This is a genomic window from Haloferax sp. Q22 (assembly GCF_001482285.1).
Classification (GTDB): domain Archaea; phylum Halobacteriota; class Halobacteria; order Halobacteriales; family Haloferacaceae; genus Haloferax.
In genome coordinates, this window is the sequence record NZ_LOEP01000029.1 from 42,100 (window position 1) to 56,595 (window position 14,496).

Below are 14,496 nucleotides of genomic sequence, written 5' to 3' on the forward strand. Positions count from 1 at the left end.
TCTGTCGTATGTCGGTTTGCGTGAACGGATAAAGACACCCGGTGACGGGTGTCGCTCCGGGTCGCGTGCGGGTAGTTTGCGAGTCGATTCGCGACCCGAACCGAGTCGGGTCGGGTCAGTCTGAGTCAGTCCGGGCCGGGACGGCGCAACACGGGACGAGTCAGGCCGCTCCGAGTCGGGAGCGCCGACCGGTCAGAACACGCCCGGGAACAGCACGTAACTGAACAGGAGCGTGAGGACGCCGGTCGCGGTCCCGTAGTACAGAAGCGGGATGAGTTCGAGGCGGATGACGCGGCCCTCCTCGCCGACGAGGCCGACGACCGCGAGCGCGGCGACGACGTTGTGGACGGCGATGAGGTTGCCGATGGCTCCGCCGACCGCCTGCGCGCCCAGCATGACGGTCTTCGACGTGCCGATCTGGTCGGCGACGCCGTACTGGAAGGTGCCGAACAGGATGTCGGAGACGGTGTTCGACCCCGCGAGGAACGCGCCGAACGCGCCCACGAAGGCGGCGAAGAACGGGTAGGCACCGCCCGCGATGCCGGCTATCCCCTCCGAGAGGACGATGAGCATGCTGTCGGTGCCCGTCGCGTTACCCGACTGGAGCATTATCTGGACGGTCGCCACGGCGAACAGCAGCGCGATGACCGCCGGCATGACTTTCTCGGCGGTCTCGGCCCACGTCGCTTTGACCTGTTTCGCGTCCATGTCGTGGAGACCGATGGTGACGAGGTGGACCACGAGGAACACCGCGCCGGGCAGGTAGAGCAACTGGAAGTCGCCGGTCAGCCCCGTGCCCCAGATGTCGGCGTACTCGAAGACGAGATTCGACGTGAGGAAACTCGTCAGCGGGTCGAACACGCGGGTGACGACGAGCAGGGCCGCAACGAGGACGTACGGCGTCCACGCCTTCCAGAGCGACATCTGCTGGGCGACGCCCCCGTCAGCAGCGACCGCGCCGCCGCGTTTGCTCGTCTCGCCGGGTTGGATGTCACCGACCCAGTGGTCGGGCCACTCGGTCTGCGGTGCGAAGTCCCACTCCTCGTCGGGGTGGAAGAAGCCGGCCTTGAGCGCGGAGACGGTGAGCAGCAGTCCGACCATCGCGCCGACGAGGCCGGGGAACACCGGTCCGAGGAAGTAGGCCGTGAGGAAGTACGGCACCGAGAAGGACGCCCACGCGAACAGCGTGAGCGGAAGCACTTCGAGCGCCGGCTTGATAGAGCGCTCCTCGCCGAAGAAGCGCGTCATCATGGCGACGCCGATGAAGGGGAGCACGACGCCGACGACGACGTGGTTCATCGCCGCGAAGACGGCGATTTCGGACACCCACTGTTCGACGCCCATACCCTGCGCGTCGAGCGCGTTCGTGATGACCGGCACGTCGTCGAAGATGTCTATCATCCCGATGATGAGCGGCGTGCCGACCGCTCCGAAGGTGATAGCCATGAGGTTCCCCGTCAGCGCGACCACGACGGCCGCGAGCGGCGGGAAGCCGAGACCCACGAGGAGCGGGCCGACGATTGCCGCGGGCGTGCCGAAGCCGGCGGCCGCCTCGATGAACGAGCCCATGAGGAACACCAGCAGGACGACCTGCACGCGGCGATCCTCGCTGATGGAGGCGAAGCCGTTGTTGATGGCGTCGAACGCGCCCGTCTGCTTGAGCGTGTACAGGAGCAAGATAGCTCCGAAGACGATGTACAGGATGTTCGAGGCGGTGATGAAGCCGTTGATGGTCGACGCGATAATCCACTGCGGTGTCATGCCCCAGCCGAGGACGCCGGCCCCGATTGCGACGAGCCACGCGACGGGCATCGCCCGCGTCGCGGGCCAGTACCGCCCGACCATCAGATAGGCGATGGTGATGAGCGGGAGCAGGGCGATGAGCGCGTCGGTCGCGCTAACCATACCGCACACTCCCACAGTTCGTTCCAGCCTGTGCCGTTCCAGATTCGTGCCTGATGCGGTGCATCGTGGAATCCGCTACACAACTTTTGTGATATATATCTATCGTTCGTCGCTATTCCTGACATATCGGTTGGGGCCGTCTTCTCCGGAGTACGGAATCCAGTACACTCGTGGATAACGCGCCAAATACGCGATTAAACGCCGATATCTTGTCCCTCATGGTCTATCCTGTCTGTTCGGGTTCGGAGCGAAATCGGAAAAAACGAGCCCCGAAACGGCCACTTCACACGTGTTTCTCGGCCATAACACACGACTGAATCGGTGGTACACTCGTGTGTAAAGGCTTATGCAGTCGTGTGGAAAGGACATATCATGGAAGATGAGTCTCGCGCGCGCTCTCGAAACGAGCACGGACAGTACGTGGGACGCATCTCGCTGGACGCCGTCTTGGACGTGTTCGAGGAGCGCGACGACGCCGCTCGCCCCCTCACCGCAACCGACGTGATGGAGGCGCTCGACTGCTCGCGGCGCACCGCGCACAACAAGTTGAACGAACTCGAAGAACGCGGCGACCTCGCCACCCGGAAAGTCGGCGCTCGGAGCCGGGTGTTCTGGATTCCGATGGCCGCCGACGCGGACTCGGCCGCGGGGCGGGCCGCGGCTTCGACGGCCCCGGACTCATCCCCTGAAACCGCGGCCACGGGCGAGGCCGACGACTCTGACGGCCTCGACCACCCGCCCGCCGTCTCGTCCGCCATCGAGCGCGCCGACCTGCCGGGGAGCGGCCCGATGCTCGACGCCCGCCGCGAGGCGCTGTCGGCGGCGTACCAGTATCTCACCGACCATCCGGAGGCGAAAAAGGCGGACTTCCTGCGGGACGTGTACCGCGACTACCCCGCCGGCTTCGAGTCCGCCGAGGGCTGGTGGAACGCTATTCAACCGGCGCTCAAGCAACTGCCCGGCGTCGACCCGCCGGAAGAGCGCGGCCACATCTGGCACTTCCTCGGCGGGTAGTCCGATTTTCGAACGTGGCTCTCACCCTACGAATTTATACACTATCGGGCCACAATTCCGGCAAACGCATCGATGTCAAGCGATTCGTCGTCTGAGAGTTCCGTCTCGGAGTGTGGCCGCTCGTGAGCGACGGTCGCCCCGGTTCAGACGCGGACACATCCGCCGGTTCGGACGACTCCAACGCGGAACCCTCGGAATCCGCGCCCTCGACGGAACCGAGCGTCGCCGGCGGTGACGACGTCTACGCCTCCGAAGTCGAGGGAAAACAGTACCGCGGTACCTGGTATCTCCCACTTCGCTACGAGGAGTTGGAGGAGTCGGACGACTCGGACGACTACCCCGAGTCGGGTGAGGGCGGGTCGTTCCGCCTCGCCGACCTCCCGCGGGTTCCCCGCGTCGGCCACGTCGTCGGTCCCTCGGCCATCATGCTCGGGGCGTCGCTCGGGAGCGGCGAGACGCTCTTTTGGCCCGTGTTGACCGCGCAGTACGGCTGGGGGGTCTTCTGGGCGTTCGTCGTCGGCGTCTTCACGCAGTTCCTCATCAACACGGAGCTTCAGCGCTGGACGCTCGCCACCGGCGAGAGTATCTTCCGCGCGTTCGCACGCGTGGGGTCGTACTGGCCGTGGGCGTTCCTCGTCGGCGGCCTCATCAGCCTCGGGTGGCCGGGGTGGGCCGCCGGCGCGGCGCAGGTCGCCACGACGGCGCTCGGACTCGACGGGTCGGTCGCGCTCTTCGGCGCGTCGCTCGCGACGTGGAAGCTCGTCGCCGCCGCCCTCATGGGCGTCATCTGGCTCTCGTACCAGGTGTCGTCGGTCATGTACAACGCCGTCGAGGTGTTCCAAATCGGCCTCCTGTTCGTCGCCATTGGCGCGGCCCTGTTGCTCGTCGCCGTCACCGGCTCGTGGGTCGAGTTCGCGGACCTGCCCGCGGCCGCGGGCTCGGTCGGGACGCTCCCCGAGGGGCTCGACATCGCGGTCTTCCTCGGTGGCCTCGCCTTCGCCGGCGCGGGCGGCTATCTGAACCTCTCGCAGAGCCTCTGGATGCGGGAGAAGGGCTACGGCATGGGCAACTATCAGGGGCGCGTGAAGAACCCGCTGCGCGGTGACGACCCCGAACCCATCGAGCGCGACGGGTTCGCGTTCCGCCCGACGCTGACGAACCTCCGCCGCTGGCGCGGCTGGTGGCGCGTCGTTCAACTCGAACACCTCCTGACGTTCGTGTTCGGTTTGCTCCTCGTCGCCCCCGCGCTGATGAGCGTGGCCATCCGCTACGCGTCGGGGTCGACCGCCAACGCCATCCAGATGTGGCTCGGCGATGTCGTCCCGCTGCTCGGTCCGGTCGGTTCCTTTCTCGTCTTCGCCGTTCTCTTCGTCGCGCTCTTTACCACCGAGTACGCCATTGTCGAGTCGTTCGTCCGTAACAGCGCCGACGCCCTCTACGAGTCCTACGGCCGGGAGGCCGGCTGGGACCTCCCGAAACTGTTCTGGCGGCTCCTCACCGCCTTCTGCGTCTGGGGCGTCGTCATTATCCTCCTGTTTAGTTCACCGTTCGAGGGCCAAGAGCCGTTTTTCTTCCTCGTCGTCGGGGCCGCGATGTCCGGCGTGATGATGTGGCCCTACACCGCGCTCGTCCTCGTGATGAACACGACTCGGCTCCCCGAACACATCCAACCCGGCTGGGCGCGGGTCGTCGGCATGTGGTGGGCGACGGGCTTCTATGGCTACTTCAGCGTCCTCCTCGTCGGGACGTGGCTGACCACCATCGGTCTCGAGACGTTCCGGACGGTCCCGACGGTCCTCGGGAGCGGGACCGGCGGCTACCTCCTCTGGGCGGGCTACTTCGTCGTGCAGGCCTACGCGGTGACGAAGTCCGCCGCCGGCAAGCGCGACGCGGTGGGAACGGTCGCCGACGCCGACGAGGCGGCCGGCCGATTTTCCTGACTCCTATCCTTCATAATTAACCGACAGCGGGGTGTCTGAACCCGAAGAACGATTATGTAGAACGCGCTAGCTCAACGTATGTCAACCGGCACGGTTGCGACGTTCGAGGACTCCCTCGAACGACTCGAAGTAGGCTGGACACACGCGTCTCCCGATGGGCTGGCAGACGTGCTCGAAGGACTCTGTTCGGACCAGACTATCGGCGTTGACCTCCCGTACGACGGCGTCGACCTCCCCGAATGGGTGAACACGGACCCGACCCCCGCGGACCTCCACGAGGCGAACGCCGGTATCACGGCGGCCGGACTGGGCATCGCGGACTACGGCAGCGTCGTCGTGCAGGGCACGCCCGACGGCATCGAGCCGGTGAGTCTGTTCGGCGACCTCCACGTCGCCGTCCTCCGGCGGTCGGACATCGTCCCCGGCATGCCCGAGGCGTTCGACTGGCTGGGCGAGGAGTTCCGCACGGGGCACTCCTCGGCCATCATCGCCACCGGCCCCAGCGCCACCGCCGACATGGGCGCGCTGGTGAAAGGTGCGCACGGTCCGAAGGAAGTCCACGTGGTGATTCTCGATGAGTAAGGCGCGCGAGGCCAAGGCGGCGAAGATCCGACAGCTGATGGAGACCGAGGGCGACGCCGTCGGCACGAGCACCCGCGGATTCAACGAGGGGCGCTACCAGTCGGTCCAGACGCTCGACGACTACGAGGGGCTGAAGTCCGAAGCGCGGGCCATCAAGGAAGACGCCATCGAGCGCCTCCCCGAACTCATCGATCAGTTGCGCGAGACGGTCGAATCGAACGGCGGCACGCTCTACATCGCCGACGACGCGGCCGACGCGAACCAGTACATCCGCGAGGTCTGCGAGGACAAAGAGGCAGAGCGCGTCGTCAAGTCGAAGTCGATGACCTCCGAGGAGATAGAGGTCAACGAGGACCTCGAAGCCGCCGACATCGACGTGGTCGAGACCGACCTCGGCGAGTGGGTCCTGCAGGTCGCAGACGAGTCGCCGTCGCACATCGTCGCGCCCGCCATCCACAAGTCGCGGGAGGCCATCGCCGACCTGTTCAACGAGACGTTCGAGCCCGACGAGCCCCTCGAAACCGCGGAGGAACTCACGATGTTCGCCCGCGAACAGCTCGGCGAACTCATCGAGGGCGCGGACGTGGGGATGACTGGCGCGAACTTCATCACCGCCGACACCGGGACGATGGCGCTCGTCACCTCCGAGGGCAACGCCCGGAAGACGGCCGTCGTGCCCGACACGCACGTCGCGGTCGCCGGCGTCGAGAAGGTCATTCCGACCGTCGAGGACCTCCGTCCCTTCGTCGAACTCATCGGCAAGTCGGGGACGGGACAGGACATCACCTCCTACATCTCGCTTCTGACCCCGCCGGTCGAGTCGCCGACCGTCGACTTCGACGCCCCGGACACGCCGCTTTCGGCGACCGAGACGGACCGCGACTTCCACCTCGTCCTCATCGACAACGGGCGGTTCGACATGCGCGAGGACGACCAACTGCGCGAGACGCTCTACTGCATCCGGTGTTCGGCGTGTTCCAACGTCTGCGCCAACTTCCAGCACGTCGGCGGCCACGCCTTCGGCGGCGAGACCTACTCCGGCGGCATCGGCACCGGCTGGGAAGCCGGTGTCGAGGGTCTCGACAGCGCCGCGGAGTTCAACGACCTCTGTACCGGCTGTAGCCGGTGTACCACCGCCTGCCCGGTCGAAATCGACATCCCGTGGATAAACACGGTCGTCCGCGACCGAGTCAACCGCGGCGAGGTGTCCGAACTCGACTGGCTCGTCGAGGGGCTCACCCCCGACGAGGAACCCGGCGGCGTCAGCCTCCAGAAGCGCTTCTTCGGCAACTTCGAGACGGCCGCGAAGGTCGGGAGCTTCTTCGCGCCCGTCTCCAACTGGGCCGCCGGCCTCGGCGTCTCCCGCGACATCATGGAACGGTTCCTCGGTATCGACGCCCGCCGCGAACTCCCCGCCTTCCAGCGCGAGACGCTGAAAGACTGGTTCGAGAACCGAACTTCGCGGGTCGACGACCCGGTCCGGACCGCCGTGCTCTACCCCGACGTGTACACGAACCACGTGCAGGTCGAACGCGGGAAGGCCGCCGTCCGCACCCTCGAAGCCCTCGGTGTCGACGTAATCGTCCCCGACGTTCGCTCGTCGGGCCGCGCCCCGCTCTCGCAGGGCATGATTGCGACCGCGGAGGACCACGCTCACGACGTGTACGCCGGCCTCGCGGAGCACATCGACGACGGCCGCGACATCGTCGTCATCGAGCCCTCGGACCTCGCGATGTTCCGAACCGAGTACGAGAAGTTCCTCCCCGAGAAGTCCTTCGAGCGCATCTCCGAGGCCAGCTACGAGGTCATGGAGTACGTCTTCGGCCTGCTCGAACACGGTGCGGACGCCGACGCGCTCTCGACGAGCGAGGGCGAGGGCGTCGCTTACCACAGCCACTGCCAACAGCGCACCCTCGGCCTCGAGGGCCACACCGAGGCGGTCCTGTCGGACCTCGGCTACGACGTTGCCACCTCTGACGTGGAGTGCTGCGGCATGGCCGGTTCGTTCGGCTACAAGTCGGAGTACTACGAACTCAGCGTCGACGTCGGCTCCGAGCTACAGGGGCAGTTCCAGACCGACGAGAACAGAGACCGCACCGTCGTCGCCAGCGGGACCTCCTGTCTCGAACAGCTCGATTCGCTGCTCAGCCGGCCGACGCAACACCCGATTCAACTGGTCGCGCCGCGGCTGTAACGCCCTCGAGAACGAGCCGTCGCGGCCGACGGCTCGAACGCCTCCTTTCAACAGAATATCACGACACTATCCGGCGATTTCCCGCCGGCGTCGGACGCCCGTCTGCCGCGTGTCTGCGGCCCGAGTCGCGGGCTACGAACAATTAAGACCCGGCATCCCATGTTGGCGGATATGGACGGGACGCCCGAAGAGATTACGACGCTCGTAGGCCGGGAGGTCTACTCGAACAACGGTGTGTTCGTCGGCGAAGTCGAAGACGTCCGCCTCGACCTGGACCACGAGACGGTCACCGGTCTCGCGTTGACGGCGCTGAACGACGAACTGTTCCGCAATCAAATCGAACCCGGGAAGGGCGTTCTCATCCCGTATCGGTGGGTCCGCGCCGTCGGTGACGTCATTCTCATCAACGACGTCATCGAGCGCCTGAAGAATCCCGAAGAAGACGAAGAGTCGCTCGTCGTCTGACGTTTTAGCTTCCGTTTCCGCTCTCGCCGCCCTCCACGCCCATCGCACGGAAGAGCTTGCGCTTTACCGCTTCCTCGGTGAGTTGGAGGAGCGTGTCGCGGTTGTCGTCGTTGGACTCGATGCCCGTGAAGATGCCGAGCGGAATCTCGACGGACCCCTGCGTGGAGTGGCCACCGGCCTCGCCGATGCCGGTGAAGGCGTCGCTCAGAATCTTCCCGATGTTCATGCGGATGTCCTTCGACCGCGCCGCGAGGTAGATGGTGTCGTCGGCGATGCCGAAGACGGCGGTCGTGGTGATGCCCTCCAGGTTGAGGAGGTGTTGGGCCGCCTGCGTCAGCGCGTCGCGGTCGCGGATGAACCCCGCGTTCGAGACGAGGTGCGAGCCCTGCACGTCGCGGTTCTGGATGGCCTCGGCGAGCACGTCCAGCGTCTCGGGCGACATCGACGGCGACTCGACCTTTTCGAGCGTATCGTGGTCGGCGAAGGGGTAGAGGTACGCCGCGGCGGTCAGGTCCGCGGGCGTCGTATCGCGCTTGAAGTCGAGCGTCTCGGCGCGGATGCCGTAGAGGAGTGCCGTTGCCACCGCCTGCGACGGGCTGAGGTCGAACTCCTGGATGTACTTCGTGAGAATCGTCGAGGTCGAAGAGACGTTCGGCCGCACGTCGGTAAAGCGGGCGTCGATGCCGTCGTCAGGCTCGAAGTGGTCGATGAAGACCGTGATATCGGCGTCACCGAGGTCGGGCATTCCCGACTTCATGTGGTCGACGAGCGCGACCGCGCCGTACTCTTCGAGCGGCTTCGAGTCGGCCCGCGGGGTGAGTTCGATGCCGAGGATGTTCACGAACGCCCGGTTCTCCTGGTGGCCCATGTCGCCCGAATAGAGGATGTCGGCCTCGACGTCGTATTCGCGGGCGATGGCCTGTAAGGCGACCGCCGACGCGAGCGAGTCGGGGTCGGGGTTGTCGTGGGTGAGGATGGCCATCCCGTGGTCGGTGTCGCGCAGGAGGTCGGCCAGTTGGCGGGCCTTGTATTCGAGTTCGCCGGACTCGACGCTCCGGAGCGCCGAGTCGGCGATGACCTCGGAGGGGTTGATGACCACGTCGGCACCGAGTTTCGTCAGTTCGTCCTCGGAGACGGGGTCCGACGCGCGGACGACGATAAACTGGTCTTCGCCGCGGTCGCGGATGGTCGAGACGGCGGCCTTGTTGGCCTCGACGTCCGACGAGAGGATGAGAATCACGTCGCGGCCGGTGACGGCGTCGGCGAGTTCCGGGTCGGTGATATCCGTCGTCTGCGCGTTCAAGTCCTGGTCGCGCAGGGCTTCGACGCGGCTTTCGTCCTTGTCGAGGATGAGGACGTCTTTTCCCTCGTCTGTCAGTTCCTCGGCGACCGCGTGCCCGACGCTCCCGCAGCCGAGTATCGCGTACGTAGACATCGAGGAAATGCTGACCCCTGCACTCATCGTTGCCCGCTACTCCGGTCGGCCGCCACTTAACACCCACCGTTTGTTCGTTGTTTCGTGCGTGTGCGTCCCTGCCGTCGTCGTACAGAAAGGAAAGTCATTTTACCTACCGGCAGTTACGAGAGATTGCAAGGGCCGGTAGCTCAGTTAGGCAGAGCGTCTGACTCTTAATCAGACGGTCGCGTGTTCAAATCGCGTCCGGCCCACTACCTTTCCGATGGAATCACAGTCCCCAGAGAGCGGCTGGGCTTTCAGTGTGTGCCCACGTTGACTGTGCGATTTGAACTAGGGAGCGAAGCGAACGAAGTGAGCGGAGAGAGTGGAGTTCAAATCTCGTCCGGCCCATTCCTTCATCGCAGACTCACACCGGCAGTCGGGACTCCGTCTCGGCCGTTCGTGTCGGACTGCCGACTCGCTCGTCACCTCCGGGTGTTTTATACCCTGCTCCGAACGCTACCGAGTATGAACCAGAGTGACAGGACCGAACTGGTCCTCGTCTTCATTACGCTTCTCGTCGCCGTCGTCTTCGGGCTGGCCACGGGCGTCGGGGAGCACTTCGACCCCGACCGGTTCATCGCCGCGTTCACCCCGGATTTCGGAGTGCTGTTCGGGGCCGATGTCGTCGCGGGCGCGGTGCTCGTGGCGCTCTTCGGCGCCCTCGCGGTCGGCGCGAAGCTCCTGTTCGACTCCTGATTTCACCGACCGAGCGCGACCCACGAGTTCCCGCGGCCGGGTGACGCCGCGAGTCGAAGGGGGAACTCCGACCCGCTCGTCGCCGAGGCGAGTCGCTCCCGCAGGTCAGAAGTCGCACACGCCACCACGGTGCGCAACTCTCCGGTCTCGACCACGCGGACGGTCATCGCCCCGTGGTCGTTCATCTCCCGCTCTACTCTGATGAGGCGCGTCTCAACACCTCTCGCCGCCATCGCTCCACCCACCAGTTCCATAGTAGATGTCACTCACCGTGAAAGATAAAGCTAACCGCCGTTATCGAATGGGGCTTTAGGTCGCTCGCGGCGACGGCCGGTTCCGGAACTTCTTTTCGCCGGTTGGCCGCACACAGCCCATGGACCGCACCCGTCTCAGATTCTGGACGCTGTATCTCACTCGGTTCGCCGGCGGTTTCGGGTTCATCACGCTCGTCACGCTCCTCCCGAAGTACATCAACGAACTCGACCCGGGTGCGGTCGTCGTCCCCGAACTCGCGCTCGGCGGACTCGCGCTCGGCGGCTTCTCCCTCTCTCGCGGCTTCGTCATCGGGATGTTCACCACCGGCTTCACGCTCGCCCAGACCGTCGCTGTCGTACCCTTGTCGTGGGCCGGCGACCGCTACGACAAACGTCTCGTGCTCGCGGGGACGGTCGGTCTCGGCGCGGTCGTCTACGCCGCGTTCCCGCTCGTCGACTCCAGTCTCTCGTTTATCCTCGTGCGGGCCGCACAAGGCGTCGCCGTCACCGGCGCGGGGCTGATGTCGCTCGCGCTCGTCGGCGAGCTCGCCCGCGAGGGGACGCGTGCGAACCACATCGGAAAGGCGAACGCCGCCCGCTTCGCGGCCTCAATCCTCGGGAGCATCAGCGCCGGTATCCTCTACGACCTGTTCGGCTTCACGCCCATCTTCATCGTCATCACGATTCTCCTCACCATCGCCGTCGTCGCCATCTGGGTGTTTCTCCCCCCGGACGAGACTCGCGTCCACGGCTTTCCGTTCACGGACCTCGCGCTCAACGAGCGCATCCTGACGATGGCGACGTTCCGCGTCCAGTACGCCGTCGCCGTCACCCTCGTCCGGACGTGGGTGCCTATCTACGCCGGGGTTTCCGCGGCCTCGGGTGGCCTCGAATACGGCGGCATCGCCGTCGCCGCGACCGTCGTCGCTGAGAAGTTCACCAACATGCTCTGCCAGCCGTACACCGGGCGCATCTCGGATTCCTACGGTCGGGCGCGGTTCGTCTTCGTCGGCGGCGGGCTGTACGGCCTCATCGCGCTCGCCGTCCCCTTCTCGCCCGCGGTCGGCGAGGCGCTCGCGCTCCCCGCGGTGTTCCCCTTCCTCGGCCCGCTTTCGCCCGCCTTCCTCCCGCTTGTCGGCCTCGCGGGTCTGCTCGGCGTCGCCGACAGTCTCCGCGAACCGGCCAGTATGGCGCTGTTCGCCGACGAGGGTTCCGGCGGCGCGGGGGTCGCCAGTAGCTTCGGTATCCGAGAACTCCTCTGGCGGCCCGGCAGCGTCGTCGCGCCCCTCCTCGGCGGCTACCTCATGGCCGAAGTCGGCATGGAGTGGGTGTTCTTCGTCGGCGGCGCGTCGGCCATCACCGGCGTCCTCGCCTTCCTCGCGGCCCTGACGTGGTCCCACGGGACCGACGCGCTCACGACGTGGTAGGGCTTCGCGCTTACTCTCTCGCGGCCCCTCTTTCTCTCATGCCCGACGACGCGCCGCCCGCGACGACCCGCGACCGCCCGGTGACCGAACCGAGTTACGGCATCCCCGAATCGGAAGCGGGGCTCTTGGAGTGGCGCGTCGTCGAAACCGCGTTCGCCGACGACGAGGTGTTCTGGGTCACGACGACCCGGCCCGACGGCCGACCGCACGCCCGCCCGGTCTGGGGCGTCTGGGTCGACGGCGCGTTCTACTGCGGCGGCGGCGAGCGAACCAGATGGGTCAGGAACCTCGCGAGCGACCCGCGCCTCGCGGTCCACACCGAAAGCGGGACCGACGTGGTCATCCTCGAAGGCGTCGCCGAGCGACTGGACGAGGGAACCGCCGACGAGGCCACCCTCGCTCGCATCGACGACGCCTACGAGGCGAAGTACGGGATTCGACACGGGACGCCGGTGTTTCGGATTCGACCCGAGCGCGTGCTGGCGTGGTCCGGCTTTCCGGCCGACGCGACGCGGTGGCGGTTCGGTTCGGCCTGAGCGCCGCCCCGTTTCTGTTTCGCCCCTCCCAGTGACTCACTCGACTGTCTTCCTTTTCGAATCGCACGACTCGGTCCTCGCGGAACGGCATTTCGTATCGCAGTATCTGATTTACGACGACGAGTGGCTGGTTCTGCTCTCCGAACCGGTGGCCACAAATTATTGGCCTTCGGCGGCCGAACGACGCTTCATGTCGCTTCGGAGCACCGTCGCTGACAACCTCGGCTACGCGCTCGTCGGCGGTCCTTCGATCGCGTTTCTCGCGTTCGCCGTTTCGGGGTACGCGTACGGCCTCGGCGTCGGTCTCGTGGTCGCCGCAGTCGTCTACACCGCTGGGTGGGCGTTGGCCCTTCGGCAGTCGAACGGGGAGCGCGAACCGGACGCGTCTCCCGGCGCAGACGAGGACGACGCGCGCACGTTGCGAGAGGAGGCGCGGAAGGCAGAATATCACGGGGACCTCTGATAGCCCCGTTTCCGGTCTCCCGAGTCGTCGTGCCAGCGGCGGCGTCACCTCCCGACCGTTCTCATTCTCCGACACGCGGGCCTAGGGTCATTATCCTGTCACTCGTATCACACGGTATGGACCACCTCGAAACCCCGGCGGTACACCGGTTGCTCACCTCGCCTGCCGGCCGATTGTTGACCTCGCGCCCGTTCGAGGCGTTCAAAACCCGCTCGCTTCCCCGCGAGTTCGGTGTCGTCCGCGCTCGCGCCGCGGCTGACGTGGCGCTCTCAGAGGGTCCGGAAGCGTACCTCCGAGAGGTCGGCGCGCCGCCTGCGCCACACCTCCACGACCGAATTGAACGCGCCCTCGCGCAGTACGCCCGCCTCCGCGGCGCGTACGACGAAACGATGGAGCGCTGGGACAGCGTCTTCTGGGGCGACGCCGAGTCGACGCCGGACGAGCGCGTCGCCGTCGAGCGCGAGCGCCGCGAGGTGTCGGAACGGCGGGCCAAACCGACCGACATCTTCGGCTTCCTCCCGAAGGAACACCTCGTGCCGCCGGTGAAGTTCGAGATACCCTCTCCCGAGGACGCGCGGACCCGCTGGCACCACGAACTCGCCGAACCGGAGCGACTGTACGGCTTCGCCGAGTCCAGCGCGGCCGAGGAGTTCCCCCGGGTCGAGCGCTCCGCGACCGTCCGCGGGCCGGGAACCGTCGAGTACCTGCTCCGCTTCCGGTCGCCCTCGCCGCATCTCAGCGACCGGGCGACTGCGCGGGTGTACGAACCCGTCGACGCTGCCGACGACCTGCCGACGCTCGTCTTCCACTCCGGGTGGGGGATGTTCGACGACCAACTCACCTACTGGCCCGAAGAGGAGTACGTCGCCCGCGCGCTCGCCCCCGAGGGCTATCGGGTCATCCTCCCCGACGCGCCGTGGCACGGCCGTCGCGAGCTACTCGGTCGGTACAGCGGCGAACCCTACATCGCCCGCGCGCCCGTCGGCCTGTTCACGCTCTACTCGGCGGCCGCGCTGGAGACCGCCGTCCTCATCGACTGGGCGCGGACCGAGGGCGCGCCTGTCGTCGGGGTCGGCGGCGTCAGCCTCGGGGGCGCCATCGCGCTCCACGTCGGCGGGCGGTGCGGCGACTGGCCGGAGTCCATGCGCCCCGACCTGCTGTTCCCCGTGGGGATGCCCGGCGCAATCGACCAGACGCTCCTCTCGGGGGGACTCACGAGACTGCTCGACATCGACGACGCGCTCGACGCGGCCGGCTGGACCGGCGAGGCGCTCCACGAGTTCGCACCGCTGTTGAACCCGCCGAAAGACCCGTGTCTCGCGCCCGAACGCGTCTTCCCGTTCGTCGGGACGCGCGACGAGATGGCTCCCGCGTCCACGGCCCGCGCGCTCCTCGACGAGTGGGGCGTTCCGCGGCCGAACCGCCGCGAGTGGGACTGCGGACATTTCGGCGTGCTCGCGAACCTCATCAGAGACGAGTCGTTCCGAACGACGGTTCGGCGAGAGTTGGACGCGGCGGCACGGAACCGCCGAAACAGAGAATCAGTTACCGCCTGACGGCC

The 14,496-nt window shown here is 66.5% G+C and carries 13 protein-coding genes and 1 tRNA gene; 11 read left to right on the plus strand and 3 right to left on the minus strand.

Annotated elements, in window-relative coordinates; translation table 11 throughout:
* Positions 1-192: 192 nt before the first annotated feature.
* Positions 193-1,905: an L-lactate permease gene (locus AM590_RS12500; RefSeq protein WP_058827768.1), complete on the minus strand. Its 1,713-nt coding sequence runs from the start codon at positions 1,903-1,905 to the stop codon at positions 193-195.
* 372 nt (positions 1,906-2,277) lie between these two features.
* Between AM590_RS12500 and AM590_RS12505 the strand changes: the two genes are divergently transcribed.
* The 5 genes from AM590_RS12505 to AM590_RS12525 all read left to right on the plus strand — a co-directional run bounded on the left by AM590_RS12505 (position 2,278) and on the right by AM590_RS12525 (position 8,100).
* Positions 2,278-2,919 carry an HTH domain-containing protein gene (locus AM590_RS12505; protein ID WP_058827769.1) on the plus strand — a complete coding sequence of 214 codons (642 nt, stop codon included), beginning with the start codon at positions 2,278-2,280 and terminating at the stop codon, positions 2,917-2,919.
* 122 nt (positions 2,920-3,041) lie between these two features.
* On the plus strand, positions 3,042-4,859 hold the full coding sequence (locus tag AM590_RS12510; protein WP_058827854.1) for an Nramp family divalent metal transporter: 1,818 nt from the start codon (positions 3,042-3,044) through the stop codon (positions 4,857-4,859).
* A gap of 78 nt (positions 4,860-4,937) precedes the next feature.
* Positions 4,938-5,441: an LUD domain-containing protein gene (locus tag AM590_RS12515; protein ID WP_058827770.1), complete on the plus strand. Its 504-nt coding sequence runs from the start codon at positions 4,938-4,940 to the stop codon at positions 5,439-5,441.
* Entirely contained in the window at positions 5,434-7,635 is a 2,202-nt protein-coding gene (locus AM590_RS12520; RefSeq protein WP_058827771.1) for an LUD domain-containing protein, read from the plus strand. Before AM590_RS12515 ends, AM590_RS12520 begins: the two co-directional genes overlap by 8 nt.
* A gap of 171 nt (positions 7,636-7,806) precedes the next feature.
* Positions 7,807-8,100, plus strand: a complete 294-nt coding sequence (locus AM590_RS12525) for a PRC-barrel domain-containing protein (protein WP_007274456.1) — start codon at positions 7,807-7,809, stop codon at positions 8,098-8,100.
* Between the two features lie 4 nt (positions 8,101-8,104).
* On the opposite strand, the gene AM590_RS12530 is transcribed toward AM590_RS12525, so the two are convergent.
* Positions 8,105-9,562, minus strand: a complete 1,458-nt coding sequence (locus AM590_RS12530) for a DHH family phosphoesterase (RefSeq protein WP_058827772.1) — start codon at positions 9,560-9,562, stop codon at positions 8,105-8,107.
* A 132-nt stretch (positions 9,563-9,694) separates the two neighbouring features.
* Here AM590_RS12530 and AM590_RS12535 point away from each other — a divergent pair.
* Both AM590_RS12535 and AM590_RS12540 read left to right on the plus strand, forming a co-directional pair.
* Positions 9,695-9,768: transfer RNA gene (locus tag AM590_RS12535), tRNA-Lys, on the plus strand.
* 256 nt (positions 9,769-10,024) lie between these two features.
* Positions 10,025-10,255 (plus strand): hypothetical protein, encoded by a 231-nt coding sequence (locus tag AM590_RS12540; protein WP_058827773.1) that lies wholly within the window; start codon positions 10,025-10,027, stop codon positions 10,253-10,255.
* A gap of 2 nt (positions 10,256-10,257) precedes the next feature.
* Here the strand turns inward: AM590_RS12540 and AM590_RS12545 are convergent, their stop codons facing one another.
* Complete coding sequence (locus tag AM590_RS12545; RefSeq protein ID WP_042664781.1) at positions 10,258-10,509, minus strand: hypothetical protein; 252 nt, start codon at positions 10,507-10,509, stop codon at positions 10,258-10,260.
* A gap of 119 nt (positions 10,510-10,628) precedes the next feature.
* Here AM590_RS12545 and AM590_RS12550 point away from each other — a divergent pair, with 119 nt between their 5' ends.
* From AM590_RS12550 to AM590_RS12565, 4 genes are all read left to right on the plus strand, one after another.
* Positions 10,629-11,936 (plus strand): MFS transporter, encoded by a 1,308-nt coding sequence (locus AM590_RS12550; protein ID WP_058827774.1) that lies wholly within the window; start codon positions 10,629-10,631, stop codon positions 11,934-11,936.
* A 38-nt stretch (positions 11,937-11,974) separates the two neighbouring features.
* Positions 11,975-12,472: a pyridoxamine 5'-phosphate oxidase family protein gene (locus AM590_RS12555; protein ID WP_058827775.1), complete on the plus strand. Its 498-nt coding sequence runs from the start codon at positions 11,975-11,977 to the stop codon at positions 12,470-12,472.
* A gap of 190 nt (positions 12,473-12,662) precedes the next feature.
* A complete protein-coding gene (locus AM590_RS20530; protein WP_157575465.1) occupies positions 12,663-12,935 on the plus strand; it encodes a hypothetical protein in 273 nt (90 codons plus the stop codon).
* A gap of 116 nt (positions 12,936-13,051) precedes the next feature.
* Positions 13,052-14,491, plus strand: coding sequence for an alpha/beta hydrolase family protein (locus tag AM590_RS12565; protein WP_058827777.1), 1,440 nt, complete (start codon positions 13,052-13,054; stop codon positions 14,489-14,491).
* Positions 14,492-14,496: the final 5 nt, after the last annotated feature.

Excerpts from the sequence above, each read along its gene's own strand:
- AM590_RS12505 (WP_058827769.1), top strand. The coding sequence starts at position 2,278 with ATGGAAGATGAGTCTCGCGCGCGCTCTCGAAACGAGCACGGACAGTAC.
- AM590_RS12525 (WP_007274456.1), top strand. The coding sequence starts at position 7,807 with ATGGACGGGACGCCCGAAGAGATTACGACGCTCGTAGGCCGGGAGGTC.
- AM590_RS12540 (WP_058827773.1), top strand. The coding sequence starts at position 10,025 with ATGAACCAGAGTGACAGGACCGAACTGGTCCTCGTCTTCATTACGCTT.
- AM590_RS12515 (WP_058827770.1), top strand. The coding sequence starts at position 4,938 with ATGTCAACCGGCACGGTTGCGACGTTCGAGGACTCCCTCGAACGACTC.
- AM590_RS12550 (WP_058827774.1), top strand. The coding sequence starts at position 10,629 with ATGGACCGCACCCGTCTCAGATTCTGGACGCTGTATCTCACTCGGTTC.
- AM590_RS20530 (WP_157575465.1), top strand. The coding sequence starts at position 12,663 with ATGTCGCTTCGGAGCACCGTCGCTGACAACCTCGGCTACGCGCTCGTC.
- AM590_RS12530 (WP_058827772.1), bottom strand. The coding sequence starts at position 9,562 with ATGAGTGCAGGGGTCAGCATTTCCTCGATGTCTACGTACGCGATACTC.
- AM590_RS12500 (WP_058827768.1), bottom strand. The coding sequence starts at position 1,905 with ATGGTTAGCGCGACCGACGCGCTCATCGCCCTGCTCCCGCTCATCACC.
- AM590_RS12565 (WP_058827777.1), top strand. The coding sequence starts at position 13,052 with ATGGACCACCTCGAAACCCCGGCGGTACACCGGTTGCTCACCTCGCCT.
- AM590_RS12555 (WP_058827775.1), top strand. The coding sequence starts at position 11,975 with ATGCCCGACGACGCGCCGCCCGCGACGACCCGCGACCGCCCGGTGACC.
- AM590_RS12520 (WP_058827771.1), top strand. The coding sequence starts at position 5,434 with ATGAGTAAGGCGCGCGAGGCCAAGGCGGCGAAGATCCGACAGCTGATG.
- AM590_RS12545 (WP_042664781.1), bottom strand. The coding sequence starts at position 10,509 with ATGGAACTGGTGGGTGGAGCGATGGCGGCGAGAGGTGTTGAGACGCGC.